Origin of the sequence: Pseudomonas sp. LPH60, assembly GCF_030718165.1 — a bacterium.
In the GTDB taxonomy this organism is placed as follows: Bacteria; Pseudomonadota; Gammaproteobacteria; order Pseudomonadales; family Pseudomonadaceae; genus Aquipseudomonas; species Aquipseudomonas danubii.
Genome location: NZ_JAVAJH010000001.1, coordinates 952,438 through 968,326, shown reverse-complemented (window position 1 = coordinate 968,326; position 15,889 = coordinate 952,438). Strand labels below are relative to the sequence as shown.

General features: G+C 62.1%; 13 protein-coding genes and 1 pseudogene. 6 read left to right on the top strand and 8 right to left on the bottom strand.

What is annotated here, in order from left to right; genetic code table 11:
- The first annotated feature begins 88 nt into the window (after positions 1 to 88).
- Positions 89 to 1,711: an MFS transporter gene (locus Q8O96_RS04435; RefSeq protein WP_110595790.1), complete on the top strand. Its 1,623-nt coding sequence runs from the start codon at positions 89 to 91 to the stop codon at positions 1,709 to 1,711.
- A gap of 46 nt (positions 1,712 to 1,757) precedes the next feature.
- Here the strand turns inward: Q8O96_RS04435 and Q8O96_RS31155 are convergent.
- Positions 1,758 to 1,850 (bottom strand): annotated as a pseudogene (locus tag Q8O96_RS31155) (hypothetical protein); the annotation flags it as partial.
- A gap of 85 nt (positions 1,851 to 1,935) precedes the next feature.
- On the opposite strand from Q8O96_RS31155, the gene Q8O96_RS04425 reads away from it, so the two are divergent.
- Entirely contained in the window at positions 1,936 to 2,679 is a 744-nt protein-coding gene (locus Q8O96_RS04425) for a hypothetical protein (RefSeq protein WP_305948437.1), read from the top strand.
- A gap of 50 nt (positions 2,680 to 2,729) precedes the next feature.
- On the opposite strand, the gene Q8O96_RS04420 is transcribed toward Q8O96_RS04425, so the two are convergent.
- Positions 2,730 to 4,181: a serralysin family metalloprotease gene (locus Q8O96_RS04420; protein WP_240321978.1), complete on the bottom strand. Its 1,452-nt coding sequence runs from the start codon at positions 4,179 to 4,181 to the stop codon at positions 2,730 to 2,732.
- Positions 4,182 to 4,463: 282 nt separating this feature from the next.
- On the opposite strand from Q8O96_RS04420, the gene Q8O96_RS04415 reads away from it, so the two are divergent.
- Complete coding sequence (locus Q8O96_RS04415; protein WP_102864359.1) at positions 4,464 to 4,760, top strand: hypothetical protein; 297 nt, start codon at positions 4,464 to 4,466, stop codon at positions 4,758 to 4,760.
- A gap of 6 nt (positions 4,761 to 4,766) precedes the next feature.
- Here Q8O96_RS04415 and Q8O96_RS04410 read toward each other — a convergent pair whose 3' ends face one another.
- The gene (locus Q8O96_RS04410) at positions 4,767 to 7,127 is read right to left on the bottom strand and encodes a DNA polymerase II (RefSeq protein WP_305948436.1); all 2,361 of its coding nucleotides are present in this window, start codon (positions 7,125 to 7,127) and stop codon (positions 4,767 to 4,769) included.
- A gap of 568 nt (positions 7,128 to 7,695) precedes the next feature.
- On the opposite strand from Q8O96_RS04410, the gene Q8O96_RS04405 reads away from it, so the two are divergent.
- On the top strand, positions 7,696 to 8,025 hold the full coding sequence (locus tag Q8O96_RS04405) for a hypothetical protein (protein ID WP_016968704.1): 330 nt from the start codon (positions 7,696 to 7,698) through the stop codon (positions 8,023 to 8,025).
- Between the two features lie 228 nt (positions 8,026 to 8,253).
- Here the strand turns inward: Q8O96_RS04405 and Q8O96_RS04400 are convergent, their stop codons facing one another.
- Genes Q8O96_RS04400 through Q8O96_RS04380 form a run of 5 tightly spaced genes read right to left on the bottom strand, consistent with a single transcriptional unit; the run spans position 8,254 to position 12,973 of the window.
- Positions 8,254 to 8,979 (bottom strand): YitT family protein, encoded by a 726-nt coding sequence (locus tag Q8O96_RS04400; RefSeq protein ID WP_102864357.1) that lies wholly within the window; start codon positions 8,977 to 8,979, stop codon positions 8,254 to 8,256.
- Positions 8,980 to 9,034: 55 nt separating this feature from the next.
- A complete protein-coding gene (locus Q8O96_RS04395) occupies positions 9,035 to 9,967 on the bottom strand; it encodes an ROK family protein (protein ID WP_102864356.1) in 933 nt (310 codons plus the stop codon).
- Complete coding sequence (locus Q8O96_RS04390) at positions 9,967 to 10,710, bottom strand: SDR family NAD(P)-dependent oxidoreductase (RefSeq protein ID WP_162884140.1); 744 nt, start codon at positions 10,708 to 10,710, stop codon at positions 9,967 to 9,969. The genes Q8O96_RS04395 and Q8O96_RS04390 overlap by 1 nt, the downstream gene beginning before the upstream one ends.
- 23 nt (positions 10,711 to 10,733) lie before the next feature.
- Positions 10,734 to 11,693 (bottom strand): transglutaminase domain-containing protein, encoded by a 960-nt coding sequence (locus Q8O96_RS04385; protein ID WP_305948435.1) that lies wholly within the window; start codon positions 11,691 to 11,693, stop codon positions 10,734 to 10,736.
- Positions 11,690 to 12,973 (bottom strand): alkaline phosphatase family protein, encoded by a 1,284-nt coding sequence (locus tag Q8O96_RS04380; protein WP_305948434.1) that lies wholly within the window; start codon positions 12,971 to 12,973, stop codon positions 11,690 to 11,692. Before Q8O96_RS04380 ends, Q8O96_RS04385 begins: the two co-directional genes overlap by 4 nt.
- A 615-nt stretch (positions 12,974 to 13,588) precedes the next feature.
- On the opposite strand from Q8O96_RS04380, the gene Q8O96_RS04375 reads away from it, so the two are divergent.
- Positions 13,589 to 14,797 carry a DegT/DnrJ/EryC1/StrS aminotransferase family protein gene (locus Q8O96_RS04375; protein WP_102864352.1) on the top strand — a complete coding sequence of 403 codons (1,209 nt, stop codon included), beginning with the start codon at positions 13,589 to 13,591 and terminating at the stop codon, positions 14,795 to 14,797.
- Positions 14,794 to 15,870, top strand: a complete 1,077-nt coding sequence (locus Q8O96_RS04370; RefSeq protein ID WP_253085463.1) for a Gfo/Idh/MocA family protein — start codon at positions 14,794 to 14,796, stop codon at positions 15,868 to 15,870. The genes Q8O96_RS04375 and Q8O96_RS04370 overlap by 4 nt, the downstream gene beginning before the upstream one ends.
- Positions 15,871 to 15,889 lie beyond the last annotated feature (19 nt).

Below are 15,889 nucleotides of genomic sequence, written 5' to 3'. Positions count from 1 at the left end.
TCGCACGGTCGCGGTGAATCGCAACAACGGCGCCGGTCACGGCGCCGGCAGTGGAACAACAACAATAATCACTGTAAGGAAGCCCCCTATGTCAGAACACGCTCAGCCTCTCAATGCGTCCCTGGACGACTGCGCCGCCAAGGGCAGTCAGAAGGTGATCTTCGCCTCGTCACTCGGCACGGTGTTCGAGTGGTATGACTTCTTTCTCTATGGCGCCCTGGCGGCGGTGATCAGCAAGCAGTTCTTCGCCGGGGTCAACGACACCACGGCGTTCATCTTCGCCCTCATGGCCTTCGCCGCCGGCTTCGTGGTGCGCCCCTTCGGCGCCCTGGTGTTCGGTCGCCTGGGGGACATGATCGGCCGCAAGTACACCTTCCTCGCCACCATCGTCCTCATGGGAGTGGCGACTTTCGCCGTGGGCCTGCTGCCCAACTACGCCAGCATCGGCATCGCCGCACCGATCATCCTGGTGGCCCTGCGCATGCTCCAGGGCCTGGCCCTGGGCGGTGAATACGGCGGTGCCGCCACCTATGTGGCCGAGCACGCGCCCCAGGGCAAGCGCGGTCTGCACACCAGTTGGATCCAGTCCACCGCGACCCTCGGCCTGCTGCTGTCGCTGCTGGTGGTACTGGCTTGTCGCTACTTCACCGGCGATCAGTTCGAGGTCTGGGGCTGGCGCCTGCCGTTCCTGCTGTCCATCGTCCTGCTGGGCATCTCCACCTGGATCCGCATGAGCCTGCACGAGTCGCCGGCCTTCCTGAAAATGAAAGAAGAAGGCCGCGCCAGCAAGGCGCCGATCCGCGAATCCTTCGGCAAATGGGAAAACCTCAAGGTGGTGCTGATCGCCCTGTTCAGCATCAACGCCGGGCAGGCGGTGACCTTCTATGCCGCGCAGTTCTACGTGTTGTTCTTCCTCACCCAGTTCCTCAAGATGGACCCGGCCCTGGCCAACAGCCTGCTGATCATCAGCGTGGTGATCGGCGCGCCGATGTTCATCTTCTTTGGCTGGCTCTCGGACAAGGTCGGCCGCAAGCCGGTGCTGATGCTCGGCCTGTTGCTGGCCACCGTGCTGTATTTCCCGATCTTCAAGGCCCTGGCCCATTACGCCAACCCGGCCATCGACCAGGCCAGTCGCCAGGCGCCCATCAGCGTCAGCGCCGACCCGGCCACCTGCACCTTCCAGTTCGACCCGGTGGGCAAGGCGCGCTTCGACAGCCCCTGCGACAAGGTCAAGACCTTCCTGGTGAAACAGGGCCTGCCCTACAGCAGCGTCGCCGCCCCGGCCGGCAGCCCGGTGCAGGTCAGCGTCGGTGACGTGAAGATCAACGGCTTCGACGAAGCGGCGCTGCGTGGCGCGGTGACCCTGGCCGGCTATCCGCAGCAGGCGGACACGCAGAACGTCAACAAGCCCATGGTGGTGCTGTTGATCGTGGCGCTGATCCTGATTGCCGCCATGTGCTACGGCCCGCTGGCAGCGCTGATGGTGGAGCTGTTCCCGACCCGTATCCGCTACACCTCGATGTCCCTGCCCTACCACATTGGCAACGGCTGGTTTGGCGGCTTCCTGCCCACCGTGTCCTTTGCCCTGGTGGTGTACACCGGCGATATCTTCTACGGCCTGTGGTACCCGGTGCTGATTACCGGGGTCAGCCTGGTGGTGGGCTTGCTGTGTTTGCGTGAGACCCGGGATATCGATATCGACCACGTCTGACGGGGCCTTTCACGGGCGAGCAGGATTGCGTAGGAGCCGGCGGCTGTCAGGTGTTGTTGCAGCCGCTGGCGATGGTGTCTTGGTTAGAGGTGCTGGACTGCGACAGTTCCAGGTTCCACTCGGGCGGGTTGCCGGCGATCGTCAAGGGCGGCATCGATGGGACGGCTTGAATATCGCGCTGCTTTGCGCCACTGTCTCGGCACTTTTTCCGGCGGAGACCGAGCATGCTGTTGATCCTTCCTGCAGTGGTGGTCCTGGCCTTGATCCTGGTGTTCTGGCGCCATCAGAACACCCTCACCGCGTTGCGTCGGGAAGCTCATATCCGCAACTTCACCTTGCCACCACGGCTGTTCGAGCCCCTGCGCACCCAGCATCCGCACCTGAGCCTCAAGGACTGCCAACTGGTGGCCCAGGGCCTGCGCCAGTTCTTCCTCGCCTACCTCAAGGGCGGCCAGCACTACGTGTCGATGCCGTCCCAGGTGGTGGACGACCTGTGGCATGAATTCATCTTGCATACCCGGGACTACCAGGCCTTCTGCAACAAGGCCTTCGGCCAGTTCCTCCATCACACCCCCGCTGCGGTGCTCGGCAAGAACGCTGCGCGAAAAAGCGACAACGGCCTGCGTCAGGTCTGGCGCCAGGCCTGCCTGGAAGAAAACATCAATCCGGCCAAACCCAGCCGCCTGCCGCTGCTGTTCGCCCTGGATGCCAAGCTGAAGATCGCCCGGGGCTTTCACTACGTCGCTGACTGCCAAGCCCTGCGGCGTCTGACGGATAACGGCAGCACGACCACAGTGATCCACTGCGGCAGCGACCTGCACAGCAGTTCCTTCGACAGCGATTCCTCCAATAGCAGCTCTGACAGCGACAACTCGCGTTTGGGCGGCGACGCAGACAGTGGCAGCGATGGCGGCGGTGACAGCGGCGGTTGCGGGGGTGGCGGTTGTGGCGGCGGCGGGGGTGACTGACATTCAGTGAAGAGCGGCGCCTTGGCGCCGCTCCCGTCACACAGCGTTGATCAGGCGATGATGTCGGTGACGGCCGCCTGGCCCACGGTGCCCACGGCAAAGTCCACCGCGCCATGACCGGTCAGGTCGATCATCAGGCTGGTCTGGTTGGTCTCGGCGAAGTAGGTGAGGATCGCGTCGCCGGCGTGGCCAGTGAAGCCGCTGACGAAGTTCAGGGTGGCGCCGGTGGAGGCAAACAGGCCGCTGAGGTCGATCTTGTCCTCGCCACTGGCGAAATCCATGATCCAGTCCGGGGCGTCGAAGGTCGAATCCGCAGCCGCGCCGTAGACGAAGGTGTCGGCCCCCGCCCCACCCCACAGGCTATCGCCGCCGCCACCGCCGTAGAGGATGTCGTTGCCGGCACCGCCTTCGAGGATGTTTGCCGCAGCGTTGCCGATCAGCAGGTCATTACCGGAACCGCCGATGGCGTTTTCCACGGTCACGCCATGGGCGATGGAGACGTTGCCCACCAGGCCGCCGACATCGGAGAAACCACCCTCGTTGAGGTTGATTTTCTGGTTCTGGGTGAAGCCGGAGAAGTCCAGGGTATCGTTGCCGCCACCGTCCCAGACCGCGAACACCAGTTTGTCGGAGGCGCTGTGGGCGCTGTAGAAATCACGCTCGGTGTTGGAGTTGAAGCCATAGACCGTGTTGTCGGCACGGGTCTCGTGGTTGGCGCCATAGAGCTTCTGCACCGCGACGATATCGTCCAGCAACGGCGCCGAGGCGTAGGCACCGCCGCCGTCCTTGCTGAAGTTCTGCCCGGTGTGGCTCTCGCTCCAGTAGCTCATCAGGCTGTAGCCGCGGGTGTCCTGGGCGTAGGTGACGTCGTTGTAGGTGGGGCTACCGCTGCCGGCGTTGTACACACCCGGATGGGACAGGCCGAGGCTGTGGCCGATCTCGTGGGTCAGGGTCTGGCGACCATAGTTGCCATTGCCCGGAGTTTCGTTGACCCGGTACTGGTCGTTGATCAGGTACCAGGACTGGCCGTCATAGCTGCTGCCGGACGGCAGGTAGGCGAAGGCCGCGCCGCCGGTGCTGACGTTGTAGTTGCCGAAGCTCAGGTGGCCGTCACCGCCCTTGGCGGACTCGCTGAAGGTGACGTTGGCCACGTCCGACCAGGACTGCAGGGCCAGGAAGGCCTGAGCCTTCTGCAGCGCGCTGAACTCGCTGAAACTGCCCAGGGCCGGGTTGTAGTTGGCCGGTTTTTCCGTGAGGAAGCTGTAGCTCAGGTCGATCTTGCCGTCGCCATTCTGGTCGTGCCAGGACAGGCCCTTGCGCAGGATCGAGTCGGCGGCCTGGTCGGCGGTGAACGATGGCTTGCCGTTCACCAGTTCGCTGCCGCCCCGGTCATACAGATGGCTGAAGGCGTGGACCTGCTGGTAGGCATTACTGCCCGCTGCGAGCGGGTCGATCCCGTAACCGATGGTTTCAGGAAGTGCTTTGGATAGTGCGTTTGACATTGTTACGTCCTTGTTCCAGACAAAAAATTTCCGATAGAACAGCCACGACCCCGCCTGCGAGATCGTCCTATCACTCGCCCATTGAGGCCCAGGAAACCTGACACAGTCGTCAACGGCGAGTCCACGGTTTTTTTTGTCCGACAAAAGCCCGAAAACCACTCTGCCCCGGGGTAAATATTCCACTCGCGCACGGCTCTGGCAGCCGATAGGCTAAGCCCCCATCCGGGGTTGCAAAGGGCCGCTCAGGCCTCTGCCTCCAGGCTGTTCCACGAGGAGTCCGCAATGCGCAAAATCCTGCTGCTGGGCACTTTGATGATGTTCACCGGCGCCGCCCACGCCGAAGCTGTACCGCTGTTCAACGTCTCCTGCCCCGGCAATCTGGCCGTCAGCGCCGACCAGGGCGGTCCGATTTACATCAACGGCAAAGTGGTCAAGAGCCGCGCCGTGGATGACCGGCATTTCCAGGTCAAGACGCCGGAAACGAGCCTGACCATCAGCGTCGAGGACGACGATTCAGTGAGCGTGAAGTACAGCGACAAACACGGTGCCAGTGGCCTGTGCGAAGCCGTGGACGACTGAGGCGCCTCAGAACAGGCCCATCTGCCCGCCCACCAGGGTGCTGAAGTCGTCCTGCACGAACGGCAGGATGGCGTCTGCCACCGGTTGCAGTTGCCGGGTCAGGTAGTGCTCGTAGTCGATGGCCGCGCGGCGGTTTTCCAGGGGCTCGGGGCCGGCCAGGGTGATCACGTAGCTGATCCAGCCACCGTTCTGGTACTGCAGGGGCCGGCCCTGCTCGCGGTTGTACTCGTCCGCCAGGCGCGCCGCGCGCACATGGGGCGGCACGTTGCGCTCGTAGTCGTCCAGGGGACGGCGCAGACGCTTGCGGTAGATCAGCAAATCGTCCAGTTGCCCGGCCAGGGTGCGTTGCACGTAGTCGCGCACATAGTCCTGATAGGGCTGGCGGTGGAAGATGCGCTGGTACAGCTCCTGCTGGAATTCCCGGGCCAGGGGCGACCAGTCGGTGCGCACGGTCTCCAGGCCCTTGTAGACCATCTCCTGACTGCCATCGGCGCGCTGCACCAGGCCGGCGTAACGCTTCTTGCTGCCCTCCTCGGCGCCGCGGATGGTGGGCATCAGAAAGCGTTTGTAGTGGGTTTCGAACTGCAGCTCCAAGGCGCTGTCCAGGCCATATTGCTGCTGCAGATGCTCGCGCCACCACTGATTGACGTGGGCCACCAGGCCGCGGCCGATCAGCGCCGCCTGCTCCTCGTCATGCAGGCTGCCGAGCCAGACGAAGGTGGAGTCGGTATCGCCATAGATCACTTGATGGCCCTGGGCTTCGATCAACTGCCGGGTACGGGCCATGATCTCGTGGCCACGCAAGGTGATGGATGACGCCAGGCGTGGATCGAAGAAGCGGCAGCCGCTGGAGCCGAGCACGCCGTAGAAGGCGTTCATGATGATCTTCAGGGCCTGGGACAATGGCGCGTTGTGCTCGCGCTTGGCCACTTCGCGGCCCTCGGCGACCCGGGTCACGATCGAGGGCAGGCAATGTCGGGTACGGGAGAAGCGCGCGCCGCGAAAGCCTGGCACCGAGTGCGGGTCATCCGGTTGACGCAGGCCCTCCACCAGCCCCACCGGGTCGATCAGGAAACTGCGGATGATCGAGGGGTACAGACTCTTGTAGTCCAGCACCAGCACCGACTCGTAGAACCCGGGCCGCGAATCCATGACAAAACCGCCGGGGCTGGCCTGGGGCGGCAGCTCGCCGAGATTGGGCGCGACAAAGCCCTGGCGATGCATCAGCGGCATGTACAGGTGAGTGAAGGCCGCCACCGAGCCACCGCTGCGGTCGGCGGGCAGGCCGGTGACCGTGGCCCGCTCCAGCAGGAAGGTCAGCAGCTCGGTCTTGGCGAAGATCCGCGTCACCAGCTCGCAGTCCTTGAGGTTGTAGCGGGCCAGGGCCGGCTTGTCCTCGGCGAACATGCGGTTGATTTCGTCCATGCGCTGGTAGGGGTTGTCGATGGACTTGCCCTCCCCCAGCAGCGTCTGGGCCACGTTCTCCAGGCTGAAGGACGAGAAACTCCAGGTCGCCGAACGCAATGCCTCGATGCCGTCGATGATCAAGCGCCCGGCGGCCGAGGCGAAGTAATGGGTGCGGCTGCCGTGCTCGCGCCATTGCATTTCCTCGCCACCACGCCCCAGGCGCAGGGGCACGGCCAGGCGCCGGGCATGTTCGTGAAGCACCCGCAGGTCGAACTGCACCAGGTTCCAGCCAATGATCGCGTCGGGGTCGTGCTCGGCCAGCCACTGGTTGAGTTTCTCCAGCAACTGCTCGCGGCTGGCGCAGAACTCCAGGTCGAAGTCCACCGGGCTGTCGTCCTCCCGGGCCTTGCCGAGCATGTACACCTGGCGCTGGCCACACCCCTCCAGCGCAATGGAGTACAACTCACCGCGCTCGCTGGTTTCGATGTCCAGGGACACCAGCTTGAGGGTCGGGCGGTAGTCCGGCGCCGGCTTCATCTGCGCCTCAAGCAACAGGCCGTCGGGCCCTGGCTGGCCGCCAAAGGACACCGGCGCGGTAATGAAACGCTCCATCAGGTAGCGCTCGGGCGGACGAACGTCGCCCTCGAACACCTCGACACCGGCACGGCGCAGGGTCTTGTCCAGGCGCATCAGCTGATTGTGCTGCGGGCAGTACAGGCCCAGCACCGGGCGCTGGTGGAAGTCCCGCAACTGCAAGGGGCGCAGCTGGACATCCGGGTCGTCGGCCAGCAAACGCTCGGCCTGGGCCCGCTGGGCCGCCGGAACAAAGGCCACGGACGTTTGCAACGGCAAGCGGATACGGCGCGGCCCCTGATCGGTGGCCAGCCAGAATTCGACTTCCGTGCCCGCCGGCGTGTCGCGCCAGTGCCGGGTCAGGACGAAGCCTTGTTGTACATCCACCGCTGCAACCTCAGAACATTTCAAGGCGCCGATTCTACCTGCCCTGACCGGCATTGGGGGGCCTGAGTGATGGCTTTTCGGCTTTTGTCAGACAATATGTAGTGCCTTGAAATTTTCACTACAAAACCGTTGACGAGAGGATTTCGCCCTTGCATGATGCAGGCGTCCCCCCGATCGGGGGACGAGGCAAAGGTGTTATGAGCAAGCTCGTCTGACCGCCGAGCTGTGACCCGGATGTGTACTGCCCACAAGGCAGATTGATGAAACTGACCTGGCATTGATCGTCCAGAACAAGGACAGCAAGCTAGCGAAAACTCTTCAAGATGCTTGTGGCCGATGGTGGGAATGTCGGCAGCTTCATCCAGGTTTACGCTGCTTCTCTTCGTTGTGACGCTATTGCGTAGCAGTTAATCAAGGCAACTACACGCATCAGGCTCTGGGCCTTATCTGTATCCGACAGACACCCTCTGTCGCCCTGTTTCCGGTATCAGGGTTCAACTTACCGACGTAGCAAGATGAATTAGCGAATCAACTTAGATAGATCGATAAATGGTCAAGGGGGCTACAAATGAATCTTAATAATCAACCCACTATTGATGAATTGGCACGTATGTTCGCCGCACAGAAAGACAGCCACGACAGCCACATCCTGTGGATTGCCAAGTCGGGCCAAGTGCATATCGACTGCCTGTCGCCCCATAGCCATGAAGCAGAGTTCGACCAGAACAACCAGGAACTGGCGGCCCGCCTGAAGATGTACCGCCGCGGCCAAGGCTACGTCGGCAAGAAAGCCGCCGCCGACAAAGACTTCATCGGTCGGGTCCTGGAGACCCTGAAAGCCGAATGGCAATCGCTGCGGGACAAGTCGGAAGTTCGGGTTATTGATCGGTTTTGTTGAGTACCTTGTGTGATCAACGGGTTGAACCCCCGTTGATCCACCCTCTTCCTGGAACAACTGCAACACGGCACATAACCAACTTCTGCGTGTTGCAGCCCACCTCTAGCAACTTTCACTCCCCTCATGACTTGCCACAGCGTTGCAACAAGTGGCTCGGAACTTCCCTGACGCGCCTGTTACTCGACCATTCGATCCGGCACCTGGGCATGCTCTTCGAGCACAGCGGCCTTACTTGCCAGTGAGCGACGCCGGAGGGACGAAATACACATCGCGGCGCTTTAGCCCATAGTTGCCCATGCGCAGGTAACGCTCGTTCATGTTCATGAAGGGCTTGATCATCGGCGCGATGATCAATAGAAACGCGATGGTCCCGATGCCGAATGGCCCACCCATGAACCAGCCGAGGACAAAGACCGAAATCTCCAGAACCATCTTCGCCAGGGTGAAGGACCAACCGAGTTTGTTCATCATGCTGATCACCAGCAAATCGATGACCCGGATGCCGATCCCGCTCATGATGATCAGCGCCGAGGAATAAGCGCACAGCCCCAAGCCAATGGCGAGCAGCACATAAGGCCCCAGGGCCGCCGCCAACACCTCGTCAAACTCCAGAAACAGCCAGAGATCGATGAACAGTCCGGTCAGGGTCGTGGTCACAAAGGGACTGATCGGCGGCCACTGCCTGTTCCACAGTGCCCACCAGAGCAACAAGCCCACGGAGAACAATGCAGAACAAGCCCCCAGTCCCACCTGCAGATGATTGTTCAAGGCGATGACAAACACATCCAGTGGATCGGTGCCCAATCGGCTGACAATAAAGAACAGTGCCCCCAGCGAAAAGATCATCACGCCTATCAAGTACATCGCCAGCCGACTCGGCGTCAGCCAGGCACGCACAGAGGCGGCCAGGACTTTCTTGAGGCGCTTGGGCTCGTGGATTGGTTCGTTGATCATATCGTTTGCCTTTTCTCAGAATGGATACATCCGTTGTGTCCTGCCATGCGCCCATTCACCTCGAGCTCATGGAGATAAAACTCATGCCGTTGCTGACATGGCGAATGCTGACCCTGGAGTTGTCGATGCCACCTTCGCAAATCTCGTTCTGCACTTCGTGGCTGGCCTGGGCCAGATACAACCCGCCCAGCACCGAGGCTTCGGTGCCCTGGGGGGAATGCATCACCAGGGGCGGATTCAAGGAGGGTTTCAGGTAGCCCGGCTCGCGCAGCAGCATGCCCACCTGATGGGGAATTTCCGGGAAGCGTCCGAGCATGCCCCCGCCAAGGCAGATCACCTCCACCCGGAACAGCTCCACCAGGTTGGCCGTGGCCAGCGCCAGGGCCTGTACCGCCCGCAAGCGCCAGTGGTTAAGCGTGGCCTCATCGGAAAAGCCCATCGAGGCGACAAACTTGTCCAGTGAACGGAACGACGCATAGGCCTGCAGACAACCCGCCCGTCCACAACTGCAGGGCGCTCCTCCGGGCCAGACCAGCAGGTGTCCCAATTCGCGATCGGGCAACATGCGGCCCTGATACACCACGCCGCCACCAACCCCGGTGCCCAGAGAAAAATGCACCAGGTTGGAGGCACGCATGACCGTGGCATCGCCGAAAGTCGCCGCCGTTCCGTCATCGCACCAGATCACCCGTTCGACCCCCTCGATGCGAAAAGCCGGGCCGATGGCCAGGCCTTCCCAGTCGGGTCGATTGGGCCAGCGAATGATTGTGCCGTCGGCATTGATCGTCGGCGCGCTGGCAATCACCAGGCAATTGATCGGGCCGTACAGCGCTATTTGCTGGCACAACAGGACCACCGCCTGTTCAAGAATGCTTTGCGGAACACAACCGGCCGGAATCTCGATGCGCTCACGCTGCACAACGCGTCCGGCGATGCTGAAGTGAAGGGCCATCTTGCTGCCGCCCAGGTCGATACTTGCGCAATGCATCAGAAACGCCCTCCGCCATCGACCGCGATCACCGCACCGTTGATATAGGAGGCCCGGGCCGAGGCGAGAAAGCCGACCACTGCCGCCACTTCCTCGGGGCGTCCCAAGCGTCGCAGGCCAATACGCTGGCACACCTGCTGTTCCTCGGCGGCGCTGTAATGGGTCGGTGGTCCGGCCACGGCCCCCGGAGCTACCACATTGACGGTGATGCCGAACCCACCGACCTCAAAGGCCAGTGATCGGGCGTAACCATGCAGCGCCGCCTTGGACGCGGCATAAAGGCTTTGCCCGGGCATCCCGCTCTCGCCGGCCAGTGACCCCAGGAGCACCACGCGCCCGGCTCGCTGCCCCAGCATCGGCCGCACAACCTGACGCACCAGGCGGATCGTGGCCTCGACATTGAGTTCGAACAGCGGGTCGCCATCGAGTTGATTGCTGAGCAGGGCAGACTTGCGCAACATCTTCCCGGCACAACAGACCAAGGCATGAATCGGCCTTGAGTCAGCGGCCAGGGTGACCAGCATCCTTGAGGTATCTTCTGCGCATGTCAGGTCGCAAGCGACCGGAATCAGTGTGCCAGGCAGCTCCGCGGTCTCGGCGACCAGGGCTTGCATACGCTCGATGTTGTGTTGATAGACCCCGAAGACCCAAGCGCCTTCGCGGACCAGCTCTTCACATATCGCAGCGCCCAGCACACCTGAAGCCCCTGTGACAAGGCACACCCGTCCATTCAGTTCCAGCATGATTTTCCCTATCTGCAATCGATTTAAACAGGCAGCTGAACCGCTACCCTGTATGACACCTGGTACTGCGTGGTTCCTGCCGTCGCCACAGGAAGCTGGCGAAAGTACTTGTCTTCGAAGCAGCTCAGGCAGGGAGCTCCGTTGTGGTCGTAGGATTCGACAACGCACAGCCTCAACAGCGCGCCCAGCGGTGACCTGTGCAGCGGCCATTGATCACAGACAAGCCCCGCCTGCTGTGACAGCAGGCGGATCATCAAGGGGTCCACGGCAATCCACTCACCACAGATCTGCAGTTCGGCCCAGTAATGGCCGGTGGCATAGGGGGAACTGAGCAGCAGGCCGAATACCTGCCTGGCAGGCAAGCCGAGTGCCTTGGCCCGCTCAACCAGCAGTTTCGAGAAGCCACCGCATTCGGCCAGCTTGTGCCGGCTCATGAATTCAAGATCCCAACGAACTCCGTCATGCAGCATGTAGAACTGCATGCCGGCACTGACCTCTTCGATCAGCTCCCGAAACGGACTCGGCAGGAGCCGCATTTGGCCCGGTATGACTAGGCATTGGCGATAGAAGTCACCGCCCTGCGGTGCCTCCAGCACACACAGGCGCTCCGCGGCGGTCAGCACCTGGATCGGCCCCTGGGGCGGCTGTTTCTCGTTGAGCGTATACACCAGTTCAACCTGTCGCTGACGATCGGACTGGCGAAACGCCGTGGCCCAACTGCGCATGGCCAGTTTGTGCAACGACGGCAAGCGCAGGTGCAGGGACAGGCTGTACAGATCGTCAGGATCGAAGAACTCGTCGTGCTCCTGAATACGCGACACCAGGCCGATGGACTTCAGTGCCTGCAAGTCACTGTCGACAAAGCCATAGAGCCCCGCCTCCCCTGCCGCCACGCTGAACCGGCGATGGTGATCCTCGACCTTGCCCAGGTTATCGAGAACAGCTTGCGCCAACGGCTGCCGAACAAGCGCCAGGCTGGTCATGCGAAGCTCGTCATTTCACATTGGGCAGCCGCCTGACAACCACTCAGCCCGGCGATTGTCGGGGCGATCTGTTGCAGTTGAAGGGGCCCCGGCGCGGCCTTGATCCTGGCCCCATCCAGCAGCACGAAGCCGCAGTCGCGATGCCATCCCGACTGCGCGGTGCGGCGCACGTGGTTGGCCCAGCGCGGATCGCCCAAAGGTGGGCGCTTGGGGTCCGCCGGAGTCACGATCAGGCTCGGGGCCAGGTGAGTATGGGGGCCCTGGTACACCTCCTCCCGGGCACGGACGCTGGCCAGCGCCGGCTGCCCATCGGCAAAGCGGATGTCACTCAGGCATTGCATCACCGCCTGGCGTTGAGCAGCGCTGGCGTGCCCTTCATTGCACAGGTCGGCGCACAACATCACCCCATGGGAACCCTGCACCGTCTCCAGGGCGACGCTGCGCTTGAGGTCAACCTGCCCCTGCTCGTCGAGCACTTGCAGGCCCGCGGCCCGCAAGTGCTGATCGATGGAGAAGAACCCCGCCAGTTCGCCGAAGCCCATTTCGGAAAACACCAGCATCGACTCTGGAGCCAGGGACTGCAGACGCTCGCAGGCACGGTCGATGAAGTCATAAGCGCGCAGAATCTGCGGGCGCTGCGCGGGCTCGGACTCAAGCATTTCGTACCACATGAAATGTGACAGACGATCGGCCAGGGTCAGGTTGACGATCATCACATCCGCCTCTTGCGCAAGCGCCATGGCGCTGTCGAGCTGATGCTCGGCAATCCGGAAGGCCTGGGCTGCGAACTGGTCGAAGGGCTGCCCGGTGTAGAACAGCGAAACGTCATGGGCGTAGCGCACCCCCTGGGCATTCAGGTCGCGCAGCAGGCTGCGCGGGTGGCTGGTGTTCATCGAGTTGTGCATCGGGTAGGTAATCAGCGTGCCATTGAGCGGCCGCGGCGGATGGGTGAGCTGCACATTGACCACCGCAAAACGCTGACCGGCCATTTCCGGCCACTCCCAAAGCCGGGGCGCCATGACATCGGTGGTTTCGAGAATCCGCGGAATCTCCCCCGAACTGTGGGCGCTCCAGTAGGAAAAGCAGCCATGCCGACCCGGGTTGACCCCCGAGAAAGCGGTCGCCAGGTTGCTTGGCTCATAGGGCACCGGCCCACAATTCAAATGCCGATAAGAGTGCGCGCCCAAGCGCTGCGAGAACCATGGAAGCCGGCCTTTGGCAACTTCGGACTCCAGTACCAGTGGGTCCATCCCTTCGGCAATGACAATCAATGTCTTCATAATATCAATTAGCCTCTTATCATCCCTGAATCCGGCAAACTTAGTGAATACCGAACCAACACTTAGACATGACCGCAAAGTGACAATCCCTTTGCAATGTCGCGAATACCACCCTGTCAAGAAAGCGAATAAAAGGCAGAAAGACACAAACCACTCCTTTATTTAAAAAGGAGAGCTGCATATAAATTCCCAGATATGAAACGACACTTCCTTGACGTCAGCTATTCTTATAAAGCGCGCCTACGCCCGCCACCAACCCACCTCAAAGCCATTCAGAACGGGGGCTTCAGGACAAATCAGCTATTTCCGATTTTTTAACACAGGGATTAATTCGGACACGACAACTGCAACTCCGAGAGTATTTCACAATATTACAAAGGATTACTAAAAATAACCTTGCACCCAGCTTTTAATCCCATGTTATCTTCACGGCGACTCTGAAAATAACAACTAGGGAAGCACCACCCACGAACTACAAAACCTATAGCGCGACACATTTGGCAGCCCAACTACAACTTCAGGAAAGACACTTTAAACACCGGGACTTCTTCCAAAACATCCCGGTAAACATCTGCTTGCCTGTTTATTTATCAACCTTTCCAAGGGAATGGATGTATGACCCTGGCTATTGATGGCGGTACCCCTGTTCGACAAACCCCTTATCCCGGCTGGCCACAGTTTGGCGCCGAAGAGGAAAGCGCTCTGCTGCGCAGCCTGCATCAGGGCCAGTGGTGGCGCATGCAAGGCTGCGAAAACCTGGACTTCGAACAGGCCTTCGCGCAGATGCACGGCGCCCATTCGGCCTTTGCGGTGAGCAACGGCACAGTGGCGATCGAAATCGCCCTGCAAGCCGCAGGCATCGGTGCCGGTGACGAGGTCATAGTGCCGGCGTTCACCTTCATCTCCACCTCGATGGCCTGCCAGCGTATCGGTGCCACCGCGATTGCCGTGGATGTACTGCCCGACACGCTGTGCATCGACCCGGCCGCCGTGCTGGCGAACATCGGCCCCCGCACCCGAGCCATCATTCCAGTACACATGGCTGGGCACATGTGCGACATGCTCAGCCTGTCGAGAATCGCCGACCAGCATCGGCTGGTGATCATCCAGGACGCCGCCCATGCCCACGGCGCGCGGGGCTACGCAGATACCGGGATCGGCGAGTATGGCTCCCTGGCCTGCTTCAGTTTCCAGAACTTCAAGCTGATGACCGCCGGTGAAGGCGGCCTGGTCCTGTGCCCCAACGAAGAGCTGCGCGAGAAGGTCTTCCTGTATGGCAATTGCGGGCGTCCGCTGGGTGATCGCAGCTATCAGCACACCGTGGTCGGCACCAATGCCCGGTTGAGCGAGTTCAGCGCCGCGGTGCTTGGTGTCCAGCTTTCACGCCTGGAGCAACAGACCCGTGTGCGCCAGCACAACGCCCGGCTCCTGAGTGACACCCTGGCCCGCCAGGGACTGGTCACCGCACAGGTGCGCACCCAAGATGCCCACACCCATCCCTATTACATGTTCCTGTTCACCCTCAACGACCTCCCGGGCCAGCGCGCGCTGGATCGCAACCGGGTGGTGGACTGCCTGGTGGCCGAAGGCATCCCGGCGTTCCGCTCCTACCAGGCGCTGTACCGCATTCCCAGCTTCTGGCAGGCACCGGCACCGACCCGGCAGGACCTGGCCCAATGCATCGCCTCCTGTCCGGTGACCGAGCACATGGCACAACGAGGTATCTGGATCCATCACCGCGCCCTGCTCGGCAACGAACAGGACACCCTGGACATCGCCACGGCCATCGCCAAGGTCCACCAGCATCTGGCCGGCGAACGATGATCGAGCCCCGTATAGCCCTCGTCGGAGCCGGCTGGGTGGTGCGCAATGTCTGGGCACCACTGCTGGTGCAACACAATGCGCACATTGTCTCGGTGATCGATCCACAGACCGATGCGAGTACGGCCTTCCCTGCCATGTCGCCTGGCCCGCGCTGGCATCGCTGCATGAGTGACCAGGCGTTGCACAATTGCAATCTGGCCCTGATCTGCTCGCCCAACGTGCATCACGTGCAGCAGGCCTTGAGGGCCATGGGCCAGGGATTGCACGTGATCCTGGAAAAACCCGCCTGCCTGTCCTCCGCGGATGCCGAACAGTTGATCCGCTGCAGCCGTGAAACCGGTGCCGAACTCCTGGTCAGCGCCGCGGCGGCCCACCGCAGCGACGTTCGCGCCATGGCCGCGGCCCGGGGCGCGCTGGGCACACTGCACTGCATCGATGTCAGCTGGCGTCGGCGCCGTGGGGTGCCGCGCCCGGGCTCCTGGTTCACCCAGGCCAGCCAGGCCCTGGCCGGCTCGGGCGCGGACCTGGGCTGGCACCTGCTGGAGGTGGCTCTGCATGCACTGGACTATCCGTTGATCGACGCGGCCTTGTGCAACCATGTGCCGGCGACCGCCGATGAAGCTCAACAGCAGGCCACCTGGCGTGGCGACCAGGGCCCGGGAGGCACGATCGAAGTCGAGTCGCAGTCATTCAGTTGCCTGCAGGCCCGGGGCGGCACGCTGGTGCGCATGAGTACTGCCTGGGCCAGCCACCAGGAGCACGATGAAACCCGTATCACCCTGTACGGCAGCGCCGGTGAGCTGTGTTTGCGCACCACCTTCGGCTTCAGCCAGAACCGCATCCAACAGCCGAGCCTGACCCTGACCGTGGACGGCACCCAGACCTCTCTGGCCTTCGCCGCCGAGGACAACCTCGCGCCCTACCGGGACTTCCTCGGCAGCCGCATCGCCAGCCTGGGCACTTGTGCGCAGACCCGCGAACACGAGTACCGCAAGCTGCGCTCGCTGGCCTCGGCGATGTCCGCCCTCTACCCCCATCTCACGCCATCTTGCACCGCCCGGCCAGGTCACTGACCGGGCACCGCAGCCAGGA

Bases quoted from the DNA above. Each gene is read 5' to 3' on its own strand.
- Q8O96_RS04435 (WP_110595790.1), top strand. From the start codon at position 89: ATGTCAGAACACGCTCAGCCTCTCAATGCGTCCCTGGACGACTGCGCC.
- Q8O96_RS04425 (WP_305948437.1), top strand. From the start codon at position 1,936: ATGCTGTTGATCCTTCCTGCAGTGGTGGTCCTGGCCTTGATCCTGGTG.
- Q8O96_RS04420 (WP_240321978.1), bottom strand. From the start codon at position 4,181: ATGTCAAACGCACTATCCAAAGCACTTCCTGAAACCATCGGTTACGGG.
- Q8O96_RS04415 (WP_102864359.1), top strand. From the start codon at position 4,464: ATGCGCAAAATCCTGCTGCTGGGCACTTTGATGATGTTCACCGGCGCC.
- Q8O96_RS04405 (WP_016968704.1), top strand. From the start codon at position 7,696: ATGAATCTTAATAATCAACCCACTATTGATGAATTGGCACGTATGTTC.
- Q8O96_RS04400 (WP_102864357.1), bottom strand. From the start codon at position 8,979: ATGATCAACGAACCAATCCACGAGCCCAAGCGCCTCAAGAAAGTCCTG.
- Q8O96_RS04395 (WP_102864356.1), bottom strand. From the start codon at position 9,967: ATGCATTGCGCAAGTATCGACCTGGGCGGCAGCAAGATGGCCCTTCAC.
- Q8O96_RS04390 (WP_162884140.1), bottom strand. From the start codon at position 10,710: ATGCTGGAACTGAATGGACGGGTGTGCCTTGTCACAGGGGCTTCAGGT.
- Q8O96_RS04385 (WP_305948435.1), bottom strand. From the start codon at position 11,693: ATGACCAGCCTGGCGCTTGTTCGGCAGCCGTTGGCGCAAGCTGTTCTC.
- Q8O96_RS04380 (WP_305948434.1), bottom strand. From the start codon at position 12,973: ATGAAGACATTGATTGTCATTGCCGAAGGGATGGACCCACTGGTACTG.
- Q8O96_RS04375 (WP_102864352.1), top strand. From the start codon at position 13,589: ATGACCCTGGCTATTGATGGCGGTACCCCTGTTCGACAAACCCCTTAT.
- Q8O96_RS04370 (WP_253085463.1), top strand. From the start codon at position 14,794: ATGATCGAGCCCCGTATAGCCCTCGTCGGAGCCGGCTGGGTGGTGCGC.